The organism is Pseudoxanthomonas sacheonensis, from assembly GCF_031455975.1.
GTDB lineage: Bacteria > Pseudomonadota > Gammaproteobacteria > Xanthomonadales > Xanthomonadaceae > Pseudoxanthomonas_A > Pseudoxanthomonas_A sacheonensis_A.
Map to the genome: position 1 here is coordinate 1,110,382 of NZ_JAVDTT010000002.1, position 18,812 is coordinate 1,129,193.

The 18,812-nt window shown below is 62.9% G+C and carries 13 protein-coding genes; 9 read left to right on the forward strand and 4 right to left on the reverse strand.

Going from position 1 to position 18,812, the window contains the following annotated elements; all coding sequences use genetic code 11:
• Positions 1 to 3: 3 nt before the first annotated feature.
• Positions 4 to 987 (reverse strand): alpha/beta fold hydrolase, encoded by a 984-nt coding sequence (locus J2W94_RS12100; RefSeq protein WP_310093572.1) that lies wholly within the window; start codon positions 985 to 987, stop codon positions 4 to 6.
• A 289-nt stretch (positions 988 to 1,276) separates the two neighbouring features.
• Here J2W94_RS12100 and J2W94_RS12105 point away from each other — a divergent pair, with 289 nt between their 5' ends.
• Positions 1,277 to 2,311, forward strand: coding sequence for an HlyD family secretion protein (locus J2W94_RS12105; RefSeq protein WP_310093574.1), 1,035 nt, complete (start codon positions 1,277 to 1,279; stop codon positions 2,309 to 2,311).
• Positions 2,308 to 3,939, forward strand: a complete 1,632-nt coding sequence (locus tag J2W94_RS12110; RefSeq protein WP_310093575.1) for a DHA2 family efflux MFS transporter permease subunit — start codon at positions 2,308 to 2,310, stop codon at positions 3,937 to 3,939. Before J2W94_RS12105 ends, J2W94_RS12110 begins: the two co-directional genes overlap by 4 nt.
• Positions 3,940 to 3,991: 52 nt before the next feature.
• On the opposite strand, the gene J2W94_RS12115 is transcribed toward J2W94_RS12110, so the two are convergent.
• Positions 3,992 to 4,618, reverse strand: a complete 627-nt coding sequence (locus tag J2W94_RS12115) for a response regulator transcription factor (RefSeq protein WP_310093577.1) — start codon at positions 4,616 to 4,618, stop codon at positions 3,992 to 3,994.
• The gene (locus J2W94_RS12120; protein WP_310093579.1) at positions 4,611 to 7,688 is read right to left on the reverse strand and encodes a sensor histidine kinase; all 3,078 of its coding nucleotides are present in this window, start codon (positions 7,686 to 7,688) and stop codon (positions 4,611 to 4,613) included. Before J2W94_RS12120 ends, J2W94_RS12115 begins: the two co-directional genes overlap by 8 nt.
• Before the next feature lie 113 nt (positions 7,689 to 7,801).
• On the opposite strand from J2W94_RS12120, the gene J2W94_RS12125 reads away from it, so the two are divergent.
• The 5 genes from J2W94_RS12125 to J2W94_RS12145 all read left to right on the forward strand — a co-directional run bounded on the left by J2W94_RS12125 (position 7,802) and on the right by J2W94_RS12145 (position 15,163).
• Positions 7,802 to 8,197, forward strand: a complete 396-nt coding sequence (locus J2W94_RS12125; RefSeq protein WP_310093581.1) for a hypothetical protein — start codon at positions 7,802 to 7,804, stop codon at positions 8,195 to 8,197.
• A gap of 72 nt (positions 8,198 to 8,269) precedes the next feature.
• Positions 8,270 to 9,313, forward strand: a complete 1,044-nt coding sequence (locus J2W94_RS12130; RefSeq protein WP_310093584.1) for a LysR family transcriptional regulator — start codon at positions 8,270 to 8,272, stop codon at positions 9,311 to 9,313.
• A gap of 199 nt (positions 9,314 to 9,512) precedes the next feature.
• Complete coding sequence (locus J2W94_RS12135; RefSeq protein ID WP_310093585.1) at positions 9,513 to 10,505, forward strand: N(4)-(beta-N-acetylglucosaminyl)-L-asparaginase; 993 nt, start codon at positions 9,513 to 9,515, stop codon at positions 10,503 to 10,505.
• Between the two features lie 521 nt (positions 10,506 to 11,026).
• A complete protein-coding gene (locus J2W94_RS12140; RefSeq protein WP_310093587.1) occupies positions 11,027 to 13,981 on the forward strand; it encodes a TonB-dependent receptor plug domain-containing protein in 2,955 nt (984 codons plus the stop codon).
• A gap of 693 nt (positions 13,982 to 14,674) precedes the next feature.
• Complete coding sequence (locus J2W94_RS12145; RefSeq protein WP_310093589.1) at positions 14,675 to 15,163, forward strand: hypothetical protein; 489 nt, start codon at positions 14,675 to 14,677, stop codon at positions 15,161 to 15,163.
• 293 nt (positions 15,164 to 15,456) lie between these two features.
• Here J2W94_RS12145 and J2W94_RS12150 read toward each other — a convergent pair whose 3' ends face one another.
• Entirely contained in the window at positions 15,457 to 16,515 is a 1,059-nt protein-coding gene (locus tag J2W94_RS12150) for a DUF5694 domain-containing protein (RefSeq protein WP_310093591.1), read from the reverse strand.
• Between the two features lie 332 nt (positions 16,516 to 16,847).
• Between J2W94_RS12150 and J2W94_RS12155 the strand changes: the two genes are divergently transcribed.
• Together J2W94_RS12155 and J2W94_RS12160 are read left to right on the forward strand one after the other, a co-directional pair.
• Positions 16,848 to 17,963, forward strand: coding sequence for a sensor histidine kinase (locus tag J2W94_RS12155; RefSeq protein ID WP_310093593.1), 1,116 nt, complete (start codon positions 16,848 to 16,850; stop codon positions 17,961 to 17,963).
• Entirely contained in the window at positions 17,960 to 18,736 is a 777-nt protein-coding gene (locus J2W94_RS12160) for a LytR/AlgR family response regulator transcription factor (RefSeq protein WP_310093595.1), read from the forward strand. The genes J2W94_RS12155 and J2W94_RS12160 overlap by 4 nt, the downstream gene beginning before the upstream one ends.
• Positions 18,737 to 18,812 lie beyond the last annotated feature (76 nt).

An 18,812-nucleotide genomic window follows, 5' to 3' on the forward strand; every position in this document is an offset into this window, starting at 1 on the left:
AGGTCAGCCGGAAATGCTTGCGGTGGCGCGGGCCGTGGACGGCGACGGATTGAAGGCGGCTGCCGGAATATCGATCGGTATCGCGGCGACACCTTCCGATCGATGTCGCAGCAAACGATCGATCCTGACTGTCGAACGCCAGAACTCCGAGAGATGCTCGACGAGTTCGCTAGGTTTCTCTTCGGATATGAAATGGCCGCAGTTCGATAGAACGCAGCCCTGGACATTCTCGGCCACCGTGGCCAGCATCTCGCGAGTACGGTCACCGAAGCTTTCATCGCCGCCAAGGGCAAGCAGCGGCACACGGATCCGCTTGCCGATGAACGGCTCGGTTTGCATCTGCGTTTCAAACAGGGCCCGGTACACGCCCATCGCCCCGCGAGCGCCACCGGGCGCCGCGAACGTACGCGCGGTTTCGGCTACGTATTCCTGATCGACCACGCGTGGGTTGGCGCAATAGTAGCGATAGAACCATGAGAGCATTTCCCGTTCGTGCCCAGCGAACAGCATTTCTGCCAGTTCCGGCGCCAATGCGAATGGCCACCACCAGAAGCCGCCCCTGACGGTGCCTTCTTCGGTGAACTGGCTCACCTCCCGCATGCAGGGCCCGGTGATCGTGGGCTGGTCCAGGTAAGCGAGTGTGCGGACTTCATCGGGGTACGTTCCGGCCCAGACAAGCGCAGGCGGAGCGCCCATGCCATGGGCGACGATATGGACGGGACCAACGCCAATATGTTTCAGCAAGGCGCGGAAGTCGGCAATGATGGTGTGGGCGTCATAGCCATCGGCAGGCTTGCCGGAGTCTCCGAATCCGCGCATGTCCGGCGCAATGACGGTGTGGGTTTTCTCGAGCAGGGGAATCACTTTCCGCCAGGCGCTTGAGGTGCCGGGGAAGCCATGCAACAGGAGGACCGGATCACCTCGGCCCGCCATCGCATAGTGCATGCGAATGCCGTTGACTTCTACGTCGTCTCGAATGGGTCGCATGAGGATTCCAGCCGTAAGAAGGAGAGCTCGATAGATCTATTGCGCATTAGGGGCACGAATCAATCCTGTGCGCGGGGCGGCAAGGACGGTAGGCATGCGAGCCGAAGCGCCGTGTTGCTTGGCCGGAATCAATTGCATCAGGGCCGTTCGAAGGACCGGGTTCGCGACACGACCCCGCGCATTGGTGCACTACGCTCAACACCACGTGTCCGTGTGTATATCTACCTACCCGCCGCAGCATTGCCTAGATTAAGGAACGCCTTCATCCCACCCACCATCGGAGGGCGTTATGGCGAAGATCGACAAGAAAAAGATGATCGGCCTGTTGCTGCTTCTCGCTGCCGTGCTGGTCGCGGTTGCGGGATGGACCTGGGCTCGTTCCAGCGGCGAGACGTCGACCGATAACGCTTATATCCGCGGAGACGCGACCTCGCTCGCACCGAAGGTTTCCGGTTACGTCACGGCGGTAGAGGTTACGGACAACCAAACCGTCCGGACGGGTGAGGTGCTGTTCCGGATCGACGATCGGGACTACCGCGCACGACTCGCGCAAGCTGCGGCCAATGTCGGAGCCGCGCAGGCGCGCCTGACCAATGTCGATGCGGAGATCCGACTTCAACACGCGCTGATCCGGCAGGCCCAAGCGCAGAGACGCTCCAACGTGGCCGAGATGAATCTGGCGACCAAGGTATCCAACCGTCGCCGCGAACTCGTTCGCGACCGCTTCGTCAGCCAGGCCCAGGTAGATGAAAGCGACGCGGCGCAGTCGAGAGCGGAGGCGGGCGTATCCGCGGCGTCGGCCACGTTGGAGGCGCAGCAGAAACGCATCGCCGTGCTCGCCACCCAGCGCGAAGCCGCCGTTGCCGCCGTCGCCCAGGCGCAGGCCTTACGCGATCTGGCCCAGATCGACCTCGACAGCACCGTAGTGCGCGCGCCGGTCGGCGGTGTTATCGGCAATCGCCAGGTCCGCATTGGCCGGCTTGTCGCGCCGGGTGCGACCTTGCTCGATATCGTTCCGGTCGACGATCTGTGGATCGTGGCGAATTTCAAGGAAACCCAGCTCGAGCACATCCGGCCCGGTCAGCGCGTTCGCATTGCCATCGATGGCTATCCGAACGAGAGATTCGAAGGCGTAGTGGACAGCTTTGCGCCCGGCAGCGGCTCCGCTTTCAGCCTGCTTCCCGCAGACAATGCAACAGGAAACTTCGTGCGCGTCGTCCAGCGCGTTCCGGTGAAGATCCGGTTTTCCGGCAATCCATTGCCCGGCCGTCTGGTGCCCGGTTTGTCCGCACGCGTCGAGATCGATCGAAGCAGCGGCTCATGAGCACGGCCGTCGCCGCCACAGCGAGCCGCGACAGGCCTGCGACAGGAACCCTTCTTGTCGCTGGCATCGTGCTTGCCACTCTCACGGAGGCGATCGCCAGTACCGTTCTATCGCTCGGACGCGGCGACATCATCGGCGACACCTATGCCACGCCCGATGAGTTCGCTTGGCTGGATATCGGATACATCGCTTTCAAGCTGATCGGGTTCATCGCCTCGTCCTGGTTGATGACCCGCATCAATCCGCGCAGCCTGCTCGTCGGCTCGACCCTGGTCATGGGCACGGCCTGCGCCATGGCCGCCATCACGACTCGGTTGGATCTGCTGGTCGCGCTTCGATTCATTCAGGGCTTCTCCGGCGGGACCCTGCTTGTCGGGGGGCAGGCGATCCTCTTTCTCGCCTATCCGCGGTCCCGCCAGCCGCTCCTTCAAGCTCTGTTTGCGATGGGCTCGGTCGTCGCCCCCGCGACGATCGCCCCGGCCCTTGAGGGATGGTTGCTCGATAGTCAATCCTGGACCTGGATCTTCTTCAGCAGTGTTCCGGTGGCCATGGCGGCTGCCGCATTGCTGCTGATCGCCGATGGCCCGATGCCCGCTAGGACTGCGCGCCGTCCGTTCGATTGGATCGGCCTCTCGTTGATCTCCGTCGTGCTTTTCTGCCTCACCTATGTCTTCAGCCAAGGCAGCCGCTGGGATTGGTTCGAGGAACCTCGCATCCAATGGCTGACCGTGATCGGCGCAGCCGCCCTGCTCGCATTTCTCGGCCAACAGACGATGGCCAAGGGCGAAGGTCTGCTCGATTTCAGCGTGTTCCGGTCGGACGATTTTTCCTTTGCGTTCCTCGTCAGTTTTGTCGCTGGCGCGGCATTGTTCGGGAGCGCGTTCCTGATTCCGTCGTTCGCCGTGTCGGTACTGGCGTTCACACCGACCGCCGCCGGACAGCTCCTGCTGCCAAGCGGCGCGCTTTTCGTCGGCGCGCTTCTTATCGCAGCCTTCCTGATGCAGGTCCGGCGCGTTCCTCCGATCGCCACGGTGCCCTTTGGGATCCTGATGATCATGGTTGCGATGTGGATGCTGTCCGGCTCGACCAGCGAAAGCGGTCCGGACGACATGATGGCGGCCATCCTGCTGCGCGGCTTGGGCCTTGGCTTCCTGTTCCTATCGATCACCCTGATCGCATTCGGTAATCTCAACCGCCGAAATATCGCGGCCGGTATCGGCCTCTTCAATACGGGTCGCCAGCTTGGCGGCCTTATGGGAGTCGCCGGACTGCAGACGCTGATCGACCACAACGTCGCCAACAACGTCGCTGTGCTTGGCGCAAACCTCACCGCAGGCAGTCCTGTCGTCGGCGAGCGGCTGACGACCACGGCAGCCATGCTGGCTGCCAGAGGAATGGACACCGTGGCCGCCAGTCGGGCAGCCACGAGCCTACTGGGCAGGATCGTCACAGGCCAGTCCACCGTGATCGCCTTCGACACGGCGTTCAATGCGGTCGCCTTGCTTTTCGTCGTCGCCGCGCCGGTGCTGGTCGCCATCAAGATCGGGCTCTCCCGACGCACGAAATCAAACGCTCCGCGGGATCGACGAGCCGTAGACATCCCACCAGAAAGAATGCCGGCGAGATGAGGGCGCTTCATGCGCCACGCCATGCTAGGTAGCACCCTATCGCAGGCGTGGCTCAGAGCTCAATAATGCCTCGTCGCGCCGCCACCGTAACGGCGTGAGTGCGGTCCGCCACGTCCAACTTGGAGAAGATGCTCTTCAGGTGCCCCTTGACCGTCTCTTCGGACAAACCGAGCTCTGAGGCCACCTGCTTGTTCGCCTTTCCGATCGACACGAGCCGAAGCACCGCGATCTCACGTTCGGTCAACGCCTCATCGACCACATGCAGCGCGATCTCGTCGGCGACATCGCGGTGAACGTGGCGCTGGCCGCGATGGACGTTGCGAATCGCATCGATCAACTCGGTTCGCAGGCTGCTCTTCAACAGATACCCGGTCGCGCCCGCCTTCAGCGCGCGAACCGCCTGCACATCGCCCGCATAAGTGGTGAGCACGATGATCCGGGCGCCAGGGTGCTCGGAGCGGATCGCGATGATCGCATCAACGCCGTTCATGCGCGGCATCTGCAGATCCATGAGCGTCACATCCGGATGCAACGCGCGAAAACGCTCGATGGCTTCGCTCCCGTCGCGCGCCTCTCCGACCATCGTCATGTCGGTCTGGTTCTCCAGGATCGCGGCAACGCCGTCGCGGAGCACGGGATGGTCGTCGACAACGAGAACGCGAATCTTCGGCTCACTCATCGGACGGGCTCCTGTGCAAAAAACGCGGTAGCCGAACGCGCCGCCGCGCCCTGCGTTTCGCGAACGCCAGCTCGGCCGGCAAGGTCAGTGTAATCTCGGAGCCATCTCCAGGGCTGCCGCTGATCGTGATGCCGCCGCCGATCCTTTCGGCGCGCTCGCGCATGCCGATCATGCCGAAATGACCTTCCTTGTGGCCACGCGCCAGCACATGTTCGGGAATCCCGACGCCGTCATCCCGCACGCGTATGGCCAGATGCCGCGTCTCGAAGTCGATCGCGACCTCGGCCGACGACGCGCGTGCATGATGGGCGATGTTGAACAAGGCCTCGCGCACGATCCTGGTGACTTCTGCGGCGACAAGCGGATGCAAGGGCCTTGGCTTTCCTTCGACGACGATGCGAACCGGAATCGGTGGGTCGAACGGTGCGGCGGCCACGAGTTGTTCGATGATCGCGCAAAGATCGCCCGTGCCTTCGATGCCACGCAGGTCGTGCACGCGGTTGCGGGCGTCCACGACGACGTCGTCGGCCGCCGCCAGCGCCTCCTCCAGCTGCTCTCGCGACTTCTCCTCGACCGGAATCCGGTCCGCGACCGCCTGAAAACGAAGGATCAGGCCCTGGACGCCTTGCAGCAGCGTATCGTGGAGCTCGCGCGCGATGCGTTCGCGCTCGCTAATGCGTTCCTCCAGCCGGCTGCGAATGCGATGTGCAATCTGGGCCACGCGCAGCCGATACAAGAACCAGAGTGAAGCGAGCGCCAGCCCGGAGCACAGCAGAAGGAACCACACCGATTGAATGAAGGTGGGCGGAATCTCGAAGTCGAGCGTCGCGCCAGTCCGGTTCCACACGCCGTCATTATTGGCGGCGATGACGTGGAACCTGTATTTGCCCGGCGGAAGGTTGGTGTAAAACGCTTGTCGCCTCGTCCCCGGATCGACCCAATCCCGGTCGAAGCCTTCGAGCATGTAGCGGGCACGCACGCGGCCGGGATCGGCGAAACTCAACACCGAGAAGTCGATTTCGATATTGGCCGTCGCCGCCGATAGCTTCAGCGCCGTCGGATCGCGGTGTACGCGGCCATCACCGTTTATCGATTTTATCGCAAGGCTTGGGGGCAAGGCATTGCGGACAATGCGTGCAGGGTCCATCCACAGCGTTCCGGTTTCGGTCGCGATCCACAATCGTCCGTCGCCGCCGCGCACCATGGACCGCTGCGAGTGCGAATGCGGGCGGCTCGTCAACCCGTCGCCCAGGCCAAGCGATAGCGTCGGCGCCGAAAATTCCTTGTCGGAAAATGCGCGCTCGAGTTCCCGCGACTTGATCCGAACCAGCGACCTTGGATACGCCAGCCAAGTATCTCCTTCCGGAGTCCGCACCATCCCGTTGATGCGGCTGCCCGGGGACACTTCCGTGGCCCGCACGGTCTCGGCATGTCCCGCGCGGAATCGGGACAATCCGAAGGCGCCGGCGGCAAAGACATCGTCTCCGGCGGAGTAGAGCGTGAGCACCTTGATGCCACTTGCGCCGAAATCCAGACGCGTGAACGAGCGTCCGGAATCCTCAATCCAGACCAATCGGTCTCCCGTTTGGACGACCACGCCACCTTGCGGCGTTCGGATCATCGTCGTTGGAAAAAAATCGGCCCGATCACCGGGCTCCAGAACCAATTCCCATCGCCCGTGCCGGTATCGGCGCACGCCGCCTCCGGCGGCGGAAATCCAATAGTCGCCATGCGCATCGAAGGCGCAGTCGTAGATGATGTTGTGATTGGCGTCCTTGTCGGGCCGTTCGATCGTCCGGCGAACGCCACCGCCCGTCCAGACCAGGATCTGCGTCGGCAAGCCAATCCAGAGCGCGCCGTCCGGCGCTTCGCAGAGACTCTGTGGGTCCGCGACATCGCGCAAGAGCGGCTCGGGTGTCTCGCCGGGTCTGACGCGATAGAGGGTCCGCGCTTGACCGATATAGATGCTCCCATCGGATGCAGTCAAAAGCTTGTCGCCATAGGTGGCGGGGGATACAAGCGCCGGTTCGGCGATCAGCGTAGCGGGCCGGAACTTATCCAGCCCCCGCTCGGTGCCGACCCAGATGTTTCCTTCCCGATCCTCCAAAACCTGGTTCGTCACGTTTGAGGACAGTCCATCGCGGCCCGTGAAGGATTCTGTTTCGGTGCCGCCGCTCCCAGAAGAGACGCGCGGCGCGGCGAAGCGCTGCACGCCGTCGTAGCGTGTCGCGATCCAGAGATTTCCCTCGCGATCCAGCAGCGGCGCGCCCCGGATCTGCACGTTGCCGGTGCCATAAGGCGCGCTCAAGGGTTGCGGCGATCCACGCCCGCCAGGTCCCGTGATGGGATAGCTTCCGCGCCTCTCGGAGAGCCATATTCGGCCGGCCGGATCCTGAGATACCCTAGTGTCGAGCGCCTTCCGATAGATCTCGAATCGCGCCGCGCCCGGCGGCAAACGTGCGACCCCGGTGCTGCATGCGATCCAGACGGCGCCATCGGCCGCCACCAGCAGGTTCGCGGCATTGATTTGCGGAAGACCATCGGCCGCGTTGAACGTTCGCCAACGCCCGTTGTGGAAACGAAGCACTTCCGCGTCGTAGTTTTCCGTCAGCGCCCAAATCGCACCATCCGCGCCCTCCGCCATTGCGACGATACGGCTCGGAGCGGCCGGCGCGTCAAGAATGCGCAGTGCGCTGTGCCGATAGACCGCGAAGCGGCGTGAGGTCTCGAAGTTGGTCCAGACATCGCCGCTCTTGGTTACCAACAGAGCGCTCGGCTGATCGTGTTTCTGGTCGCTGCCTTCGGGCTCGACCCGCTCGAACCGGACTCCGTCGAATCGGAACAGCCCCTCTCCGGTCGCAAGCCAGAGGAAGCCGTCCCGTCCTTGCGCCATCGCCAGCACCGGCGCCGGCGCTTCGCTGCCCTCGATCCAGCGTTGATGCGAATAGTGCGCAAGGCGACGGGGTTCCTCCGCCGACGTCGCCAAAGACAGTGCCGTCAATACGGCAAACAGGAGGGTTCTGAATAGCCACACTGTCGCTTTCACCCGTTTCTCGGCTTCGGCCAACAAGCCCACTTTGTAGTTTGCCGCCTGGACTCGAACATCCTACCCCTCGATAGAGGGGCCGCGACATCCCTCGATCGAGGCTTAGCCGAAGGTCGGCAGGGCGATATCGTCGGTGGATGACCAAATACGTATACCGTTACCCCGATGGCGCGGTCGGGTTCGCTTTGCTGTTCGTTCGCATGTGCTACGCCTTTGTCGCCTTTGGCGTCGTAACGCCGTTAACGGAAATTCCGGTAAACGCCTACCTTCTTCATCTGGCCGCGGGGCTAATCGCCCTGTTGCTGGTGATTGGGTTTGCGACTCGATTCGCTGCCCTGTTCCTCGGTATCGCGGCCGCCATTGCACTGGCTATGTCCGGCCCGGTCCAGCAGCTGCTCCTGGTGGGTCATATCGGCGGCTGCGTGGCGATCGCGCTGATTGGAGCCGGCGCCTTCTCGATCGACGCCCGGCGCCACGGCCGCCGCGTCATCAAACTACAAACGAACACCCCGGATCGAGGGGCTAAGGATTGACCTGTCCTGGGCTGCCGGTCACGCGGTGTTGCTGGCAGCCTCTATGGACCGCGCCGACGACACGAGGGCACCATGTCAATCATCTCGCCACCTAGAGACTCGTTTGACCATCGCGATCCGCTGACGTCCAGCTTGTCGGCCAGCTATGCGGGCGTGGTCGCCTTCATAGCCGTGGCCAACGAGGGCAGCTTCTCCCGGGCGGCCGATCGGCTAGGCGTCGGTCGTTCCGCGGTCAGCAGGAGCGTGCAGAAGCTCGAACAGCAACTCGATACGCGATTGTTCCTGCGCACGACACGCAGTACCACGATCACTGGCGAGGGCGAGCTGTTCTATGAAAATTGCCGTCCCGGAGTCGAGCGGATCCTGCAGGCCTTGGAAGAAATGCGCGACCTGCGCGAGGGTCCGCCACAAGGGCAGCTGAAGATCAGTGCTCCCCATGGCTTCGGCCGCAAGGTCGTCGCGCCATTGCTGGCTGAGTTCCGTGTGCATTTCCCCGCGGTGGCGCTGGAGTTGCTGCTGGAGGAGCGCGCCGTCGATCTGGCGACCGACCGGGTCGACGTCGCCTTTCGCGACGGTCGCTTGGAAGACAGCCAGGTCATCGCCAAGCAACTGATCCCCATGCGGATGCACGTTTGCGCATCACCCGATTACGCTCGTCGGCACGGCCTGCCGGAGTCCGTCGACGACCTTGCCGCACACGCCTGCATCAACCAACGCCTGACGAATGGCCGTTTGCAGTACTGGGATTTCAAGATCGACGGTTATGCGCGCAGCATTACTCCGCATGCGGACATCGTCGTCAACGATCCTTCACTGGCGATGGGAGCAGTGCTCGACGGCCAAGGGCTGAGCCAACTGGCGGCGTACCAAGTCTGCGATGCGTTGCGCGCCGGAACGCTGGTGGAGTGCCTCGCCCACCTCGTGCCCGACGACCGCGGACATTACCTGTGCTACCTGAGTCGCCAGCAGTTGCCCAAACGTATCCGGGTGTTCATCGACTTCATGACCACCCGGATCCGCGCTCTGGATCTGGATTGCTCCACCATCGAACTCAACGCACGACGGCAATCCGCCGCGATCCCGATGCTTGCCGCCGAGGCCGGCGTTGCGGCCTGAACCGACGGGATTGATATGCGGCGGACAATCCTGCGCTAGCTGACGCCGGACTGCTGTCGTCGCAGTGGACCATCCATCTTTCACCCTGGCCCACTGTCCGCCTTCGTGGGAATAAGCGGTATCGTAAGATGGATAGAGCAGCGTTCGTCGTTCGCGAATGCGGACGCGTCCGCCGGTTCGATTAGCCATGGAGATCCGCATGACCACACGCCGTCGTTTTCTGCATTCGACCCTGTTGGCCGGCAGCGCGCTAGTGCTGCCGAATGGCGCAGGCGCCGCGCCCACGTCCTCGCGCATGCGCGTGGTATCGACCTGGGATTTCGGGGTCGGCGCCAACCAGGCCGCATGGCCGGTGCTGACGCGCGGCGGCGGCGCGCTGGATGCGGTGGAGGCCGGTGCGCGCTGGGCCGAGGGCACGCTTTGCAACAGCACCGTCGGCCGCTGCGGCTATCCCGATCGCGACGGCACGCTGACGCTCGATGCCAGCATCATGGACGGCGACGGCCGTTGCGGCGCGGTGGCGGCGCTGGAGGATATTGCGCACCCGGTCTCGGTCGCGCGCGCAGTGATGGAGAAGACGCCGCATGTGCTGCTGGTCGGCGACGGCGCCCAGCAGTTCGCGGTCGAGCAAGGGTTCGAAAAAGAAGCGCTGCTGACGCCCGAAGCGAAGCAAGCCTGGCGCGAATGGTCGAAGGCCGCGAAGTATCAGCCGCAGATCAATGCCGAGCGCGCGAAGCGGCCTGGCAACCGCGACAACCACGATACCCTCGGCATCCTCGCGCTCGACGCCGATGGCCGTCTTGCCGGCGCCTGTACCACCAGCGGCATGGCCTGGAAGCTGCACGGCCGGGTCGGCGACAGCCCGATCGTCGGCGCCGGGCTGTACGTCGACAACGAGGTCGGCGCCGCGACCGCCTCCGGTGTGGGCGAAGAAATGATTCGCAATGCGGCCAGCTTTCTGGTGGTCGAATTGATGCGTCAAGGTCGCTCGCCGATGGAGGCGTGCCGGGAGGCGATCGAACGCGTGGTGCGCAAGCGCCCGGAAGCGAGCAAAACCTTGCAGGTGTGCTTCCTGGCGATGAACAAGGCGGGCGAGGTCGGCGCGTTCGCGCTGCACCACGGCTTCGTTTACGCGGTGTGCGATGCGGGGAAGCAAGACGCGCTGCTGGAGGCGCGTTCGGTCTACGCGTAGAGGTAAGGCGTGATCCTCCATCCCGTTACGCAAGTGGCTTGCATTCGAATGATCGGGTTCATCATTTCGTTCGGGATGACGAACGCTTGAGTCCGTAGGATCTGTCTCGAATCGACTGTGCGTTTCTTCGTCGTTCCAGTGGTTTTCACAGCGACGCCGGTCAAGCTGGGATGACTTCGGCGACGCTCGCGTGTGCGTAATCGCGTTGGTGCGGTGTAAAAGAGCCGGTGTCGAATGCGGCGCAACGGCGTAGATTGCCTGCCCTGCCTGTCTACGGCGCGTGAGCAGGAAACGGCCTCGACCAAGCGAAATTTGGCTTACGCCAACATTTTTTAGATCGTTCTAAAAGAGTGATGCAAACCGCATACTTGGACCGATTTTGTCGCGTATGGTCAAAAAGGGGGTCGATGTCGCACGAGTGTCACGTCCTCTGCAAATCAAGCGAACGCGTTGGTTCTGAATTGGAGTCTGTCCATCGCAGTTGGCCCATTAGACAAATTCAACGTAGAAGGGGGCTTTCCATGCAGCAATCCGATTTCCACCGCAACGCCTTGGCGAGTGCGCTCGCTCTGGCACTGTTGGCACCGCTCGCGGCGCTGGCCCAGGCGCAGGACGCGCAGCCGCCATTACCCGCAGAACAAGCGGAACCGGCGGATGCACCCGTCCAAACCGAGGCCGACAAAAGCGCCAAGACGCTCGATGCGGTCACCGTCACTGGCTCGCGCATCAAGCGCGCCGAGGTCGAAGGCCCGGCACCGGTGACAGTCATCACCGGCGATCAGATCAGGAAGGAAGGCTTCACCACGGTCTATGAGGCGCTCAGCTCTCTGACCGAAGTCACCGGCAACGTGCAGAACGACTACGACTGGGGCCAGAGCTCGGTGAACGCCAGCCCGCTCAACCTGCGTAACCTCGGCCCCGGCCGCAGCCTGCTGCTGATCAATGGCCATCGTGTGGCCGACTACCCCATGCCTTATACCGGCAAGAGCAACTTCGCCAATTACAACAACATCCCCACCGGCATCGTCGACCGCATCGAGGTGCTCTCCAGCGGCGCTTCGGCGATCTACGGTTCCGACGCCGTGGCCGGCGTGGTCAACGTCATCCTGAAGAAGGACATCGACGGCGATACCCTGCGCGCGCGCTACGGCACCACCACCGAGGGCGGACGCACGGTCAGCGATGTCTCTTGGTCCGGGGGCCGGCATGGCGAAGACTGGAGCGTTGCCTACACCTTGCAGTATTTCAACCGCGAGCCGTTGTGGGCGCACGACCGGCCGTGGATGGATTCGGAATTCGATTCGCCGCGCCGCAACTGGAACTATGGCGGCGTGCAGCAGGGCGTCGCGACCAATACCCCCAGCGTCGGCATCCGTTTGTTCGATGCGACCAACGGTCAACGGCTGATGCCGCCGCAGGGCGCGTGCGAGCAGTTCGGCGGCGATTTCTTCCTGCACAACCGCATCTTGTACAACGATTTCAACGGCGCGCAGACCGATACCGGCTGGCAATGCGCCCACACCGCCGTGTTCGAGCACTGGACTTTGCGCAACGGCAGCGAGGATCTTTCGGCCTATCTGTACGGCACCAAGCAGTTCGGCAACGTCGAAGCCTGGGCGACCGCCGGTTACTGGAAATCCACCGGCGAGAGCAACACCTTCATGCCGGCCTGGGGCAGCGCCAACTACATCGACCGCGACAGCGGCCAGGAGCGCAGTCTGTTGCGCTATTTCGTACCGAGCGAGATCGGCGGCGTCGACCGCGCGTTGACGCTGTCGGAGGAAACGAACTGGGATTTCAACGCCGGCCTGCGCGGTAGGATCTTCAACGACCGCTTCGACTGGGATGTCATGGTCGGCCGCGCCGAGTACGAAGTGCGCGAACGCTTCCCGACCATCCATGAGGCGCGGGCTGCGGAATTCTTCCTGGGCCCATCGCTGGGTATCGATGCGGCCAGCGGCCTGGAAATCCATGCGCCCGACTACAACCGGCTCTGGAACCCGGTGTCACGCAGCGACTACGACAGCGTCCGTGCGGTCGGCGACAAGAAGGCACGCACTTGGCTCACCCAGGGCAGCTTCGTGCTCAGCGGCGACTTGTTCGAGGGCTGGGCCGGTCCTATCGGCTTCGCCGGCGTCCTGGAAGCCGCCAAGCAGGGCTACAAGCTGTATCCCGACCCGAATACCATGGGCACCAACCCGGTGTACTTCACGCCGTTCGGCAACATCGAAACCGGCGGCGGCGAGCGCAACCGCTACGCGGCGGGCGTGGAATTCAAGATTCCCTTACTCAAGAACCTGACGCTCTCCACCGCCGGCCGCTACGACCGCTACGACGCGGTCGCCGACGACGCGGCCACCACTTACAACCTGGGCTTGGAGTGGCGTCCGTTCTCCAATCTGCTGTTGCGCAGCAGTTATGCCACCAGCTTCCGCGCGCCTGACATGCACTTCGTCTATGCTGATCCCAGCGAGAGCGTGGCCGACCAGGTCGACTACCTGACTTGCCTGCGGGATCCCAACCGGCAGACCAGCAATTGCCCCGGCGGCGATGGCGACCCGTACCACATCGACAATCCGCTGATCGCGCGACAGGGCACCGAAGACCTGTTGTACGAAACCGGCGATTCGTTCACTTACGGCTTCGTGTGGGATGCGTTCGAGGGCTTCTCGCTCAGCGCCGACTACTGGCGGGTCAATATCGAGAATGCGATCGACGACGTCAGCGCCGACCAGGTGCTGCTGGACGAGGCGTACTGCCTGACCGGGCAGTCGCCCGCCGACAAGCCGCGCCGTACTCCGCCCAGCCAGGCGCTATGCGATCTGCAGCTCAGCCGCGTCACCCGCGACGCCAACGGCGTCGTCACCCGCGTCGAGATCGGCCCGATCAACCGCGCCAAGCAGAGCGTGAGCGGCATCGACGTGGCTTCGCGCTATCAGTGGCAGACCGCGAACTGGGGAACTTTCGACTTCGCGTTGAACTACACCCAGCAGCTGACCTACAAGTTCGCTCAATTCGAAGGCGATCTGTTCGAAAATGTCCGCGACCAGGAACGGCAGATCCGCTATCGCGGTCGCGCCAGCGCCACTTGGACAATGGATCCCTGGACCGCGGTGTTGTACGTGGACTGGACCGCGGGTACCCGCAGCGACCGCTACGGCGGCTGCGCCGCACTGCCCAATGGTTTCCGCCCGGATGTGGCCACCGACTGCACCGACCTGCGCGTGAACGAGCTGGGCGAGCGCAGCATCAGTTACGGCCAGCAGAGCGAACTGGTGGACTTCTACAACCAGGACAAGATCTACTGGAACGCCAGCGTCGGTTACCAGTTCAATGACGCTCTGCGTCTGAACCTCTACGTCAACAACATCTTGGACGATCACTTCCAGGACAAGTGGTGCGGCGGCTTCGCCTACTGCGTGGCCAATCCGGTGGGCCGCGAAGTGGCGGCGGAGGTCGTGTACAGATTCGACTGATGTAATCACCATAACATGCGAAAAAGCGGAGCCCGGTGCGAGCCGGGCTCTTTTTTGTTTGCGCGCTTTCGTAATTTACTGAACAACGGCATCTCACAAAAGACGCCGGCCGGTCCGAATCTAAATTTTCGCTTCACCAGCAATCCGCGCAGGTACGGCCTGCGCATGCGCTACAACTTCTGGGGGAAGCGTGTCGAATAACTCACTCAAGCCGAAGCAACTTCGCGAGACCGCGAGAAAGTGAGTGCTCTCACATTTGAATTCTCCGATTGACGCATGTCTGGTCCGTACTCAGAATCCGCGCTGCGTCTCATGTTGGATTCAATCGTAGTTAGGCCCCATTACCGAGTACTCATGTGAATCGACAAGAGCTCCGAGAAAAACTGATTCGCGCAGACGTCCACCCGAGGCTCTACTGGCTTGACGGACCAGTGTTGGACAGTGAGTCCTACTCATTAGTAACGGATGGGGAAACTTGGAAAGTTCGTTATAAAGAGCGTGGTCAGTTCCGTGAAATCCGTAACGGCCTTTCGGAGAGCGATGGATGTCAGCTCATCCATAGGCTGCTAGACAGGGCTTTGAGTCTCAGTTCAAGGCCCGGTGACCAGTCGCATGGGGCCTAACAATTCATTCAAGCCGACGTCGCTTTGTGGCTCGGCTTGTTTCAGTGGTTAGAGCTTTGGACACCATCCAGTGATCGACGGCTTTACCGCGGACCCGAAGATTCAGCGGATCGCGGAGGCATACGCACTCGACGCGCTGGATTTCGCAAGAGAAGGCTTCGGACTGGAGCTGGATTGGAGCGACGGCAGTATCGCGCAAATAGAAGAACTGCTTGGGGTTCTGCACGACCAGGTGGCCCAGATGAGCGAAGAACAGATCCTCCAGTTTGCGACAATGCTAGGAAGTTACGTCGGTGAGGTTTTTCGCCGCAACCATGGAGCCACATGGGGCATGGTTACTCTGCAGAGGCAATCTTTCCCGGGACTTATGGCCAGCCGATCTTCCGGTATTTTTTGGCCATGGGAGCGAGCCCGCAGCCGGATCGTTGATGGCCCAAGCGACAACATGCGGCACTACTACCAAGTTCTGATCGAAAAGCATGGGGCTCCTGGCGATCGTCTCGTAACTGGGACGGCAACTTCAAGGAAATCGTGGTCGGGCCGCCTGGCAGGGGGTTAGCAGCTCATCCAAGCCAACCCGCTTCGCGGCTCGGCGTAGTCACGCGTTAGATGGCAAACACGGTGACCTCCTGCTGGTTTCAGAGACGTCGCCTGGTCCCGCTCATAAGACTTTGGAACTCTATAAAGCCGTTCGGTCTGTCCTGGCAGATCGTGCCACGGGACGTCATCCAGATGTACAACAGTCCCGACAGCGCCGCGGCCATGCGGGCGACATCGCCGCGCTTCGCGCCGCTTACGACGGCAAACCAGCGTAGTCCGAGATGGGGGACCGTCCAGCCTAAGGAGCAGCCATCACTTCAACACCTGCTCCACGTCGACGATCTCAACGCCCTGCATCTGCCCGAGCCAGCTATCGAACCAGGGCTTGTGCGAGACGCCGACGATGGAGAGCACGCGAACGCCGGGGCGTTCGCGGAAGGTCTGCTGGATGTTGGCGACCATGCGCAGGTTGCGGATTTCCCAGCCGGACACCCAGATTTGCGGGTAATGCTGCGGCGATGCCGCACGCATCGTAGCGCCGGCATTGATGTCGGCGCGCAGCCACAAGTTGTCGGGGCGATTAAGGAAACGATATAGCGGCAACAGGTCGCGTGCTGGCGACAGGCTTTTCTCCTGTTGTTCCATCGAGTCCAGTTTTTCGGACCGGCCCGCCTCCCAGGTTTGTTGGACCGACTGGCCGAAAGCCTTGGTATCCGGGAGACGGGTGTTGTCGCCCGTATGGTCGTCCACCGGGTACACCCGTTGCAGACCGAGCCGCGCGGCCAGACGTGCCGCGATCTGGTAGTTCTCGTTGTTGCGCGCTGCCGTCTGCCGCAGCATCGTCACCAGCGCGTCGTCCAGGCCATCGCCGGCGCGGCGTTCGGCAGACGGCAGTTGCAGCCATTGCACGTAAGCGGAAGCGCGTTCGCCGGCGGCCAGGAATAAAGCGGCCAAGTGCCGCCGCTGCGCGGGCGTAGGTTGTGCGGGCCAATCGGCCAGCGTCTTGTCTATCTCCGCGATAGCCGCGGGCACATCCCGCCCGGTCGCGGCTTTGGCCGCATCGGTGGACGCGCAGTAATCCTGTCCATACATGCTGGGATGGCGTGCGGCGAGATCGCATTGCTCGCCGCCGATAGCCTCGATGGTGATGATCTCCGGCTTGAATTCGGCCAAACGATCAAGCAACGGATCCAGCGACTTCGGGTCGAAATCCTTCGGCAGCTCGCTCAGATGCACCGAGCCCAGCACCAGTACCTGCGTACGCGGACCGGCCATATCGCGGTCTAGCGTGGTCAAATCGACCTGTGCATGCGCCAAGGCCGGTATCGCCAGCGCCAACCATCCAACCCGCCTTGCCCATCGTGTGTGCATGCCGCGCTCCCCATTCGGATATCGGGTATTCGATGCGCGTTCGGGGCCCAGGGTTTAAACAAGGCCCGGGCGAATCGATGGAACCTGGGACTCTTCTCTTCGCTCCACGCCTTTGCGTTCTGCGTCGTAGCAGGTAGGGGTCCGGTTTGCGAGGATAACGTCCACTTTCTGCGGCGAGCTGGGTCTCACCACCAACCTCCGCTAAGAACTTGGTAACCTGTTTCAAGAAAACCGGCAAGCGGGACGTTGAAGGTCGTGGCCATTCGCAACAGAGTCTCTAGTGCCGGACGCGCGCCGTTGCCAGCAAACGGCGGCACCGAGCGGAGCCGATCTTGAAGCACATACGGATCGATGCGACCGACCGGCAACGGGCCGAGCCGCCCTTCTGGCTTCCGCTCGCCGCCGGCCTTCCTATCGGCTTCTGCATGGTGGTGCTGGCATTGCCAGCGCTGGGCAACGGCCAAGATCTGGCATATCGCGCGCTTTACCTGGCGGCTTATCTGCTCTGGTGCATTCCGTTGACCTTCATCCAGCGCGCGCTGTGGCGACGGCGCACGCCGTGGTGGATCTTCGCGCCGACGCTGCTTTCGGTGGCCTATGTCCTGTCGTTGGCGAACAACGTGCTCGGCACGGCGATGGCGCTGGCCGCCGGATGGGAGCGGTCGTTCTCGTTCGAATGGGCCGAAATATTCAGGGGAATAGACGATTGCTGGTTGGCGTTGATCGCGTTCTGCGCGATCCATGCGGTGGTGGCCTACTACGCCGAACTGAAACACGAGCAGGCGCGGACGATCGAGGCGGTCTCGCTGGCCCGCGATGCCGAGCTGCGTGCGCTGCGTTACCAGCTGCATCCGCATTTCCTGTTCAACGCCCTCAACGCGATTTCGTCTCTGGTCGCCAACGAACGCAACGACGAAGCGCGCCACATGATCGCAAGGCTCGGCGATTTCCTTCGTGCCACGCTGGACGGCAGCGAAAACCACGAGGTCGCGCTGGCCGATGAGATCGCGCTGACCGAAACCTACCTGGCGATCGAGAAAGCGCGCCTGGGCGACCGGCTGCTGCTCAAATGGCATGTCGGCCCGGAGGTGCTGTCGGTACGGGTGCCATATCTGTTGCTGCAGCCGCTGGTCGAGAATGCGATCCGCCATGGCATCGCCTTGCGCAGCCAGCCGGGAAAACTGGACATCCACCTGAGCCGGCACGGCGATCGGCTGCAGGTGGGCATCCGCAACGAAGGCGCAGCTGCGGCCGCGATGCCCGCCGACGAAAGATCGCAGCCCTCCATGCTGGGCCTGCGCAATGTTTCCGAACGGTTGGCCAAGCTCTATCCCGGCGAACACACCATGGACGCGCAAGCGGACCAGAACGGCGACTACCAGGTGGATATCGAGCTGCCCTTCCGCGAGGCGGCCGCACCCACCGGGCAATGGAGCGCGCGCGCATGATCCGCGTGGCTGTGATCGACGATGAACCTCTGGCGCGAAGCGGCGTCATCGCCCGGCTCGCCGCGCATGCCGATATCGAGCTCGTCGGCGAGTACGCCGACGGCGCATCGGCGCTGCAAGGGCTGCGTGCCAAAACGCCCGACTTGGCGTTCGTCGACGTGCAGATGCCGGGCATGACCGGCCTGGAAGTGCTCGCGGCCCTGCCGGCGCACCAGCGGCCGATGGCGATCCTGCTGACCGCTTACGACAATTTCGCGGTGCGCGCCTTCGAGCTGCATGCGATCGATTATTTATTGAAACCGATCGACGACGACCGTTTTGCGGAAGCACTCGACCGCGCGCGCGAGGCGCGCTCCTTCCGTCGCCGCGAATCGGCGCTTGTCGGCGGCCCCGCGACCGGACCCAAATCCGCTCGGCCCGCGTACCTGAGCCGCTTCGTCGTGCGCGTCGGCCGCCGGGTAGCTTTCGTGGACATCGCGGAAGTGGAATGGATCGAAGCCGACGGCGATTACGCGACCTTGCACGCCGGCGCCAGCGCTTATCTGTTGCGCGAATCGCTGAGCCGATTGTCTCGTCAGCTCGATCCTGCGCATTTCATCCGCGTGCACCGGTCGACCATCGTGCGGATCGACCGCGTCGCCGAGCTGCAGCCGCTGTCCAACCGCGACGCGCTGCTGCGCCTGCGCGACGGCACTCCGCTGCGGGCGAGCCGCACCTATATCGGACCCTTGCTCGAACGCCTGAAAGGATTGGGCGACGCGGTTCGTTACTGATCGCCAACGCTTCGGCGCAAACGGCGCACGGCTCGGCGACCGGGCCGCGCTTTCCGCGCGGACCGCCGTTATGTTG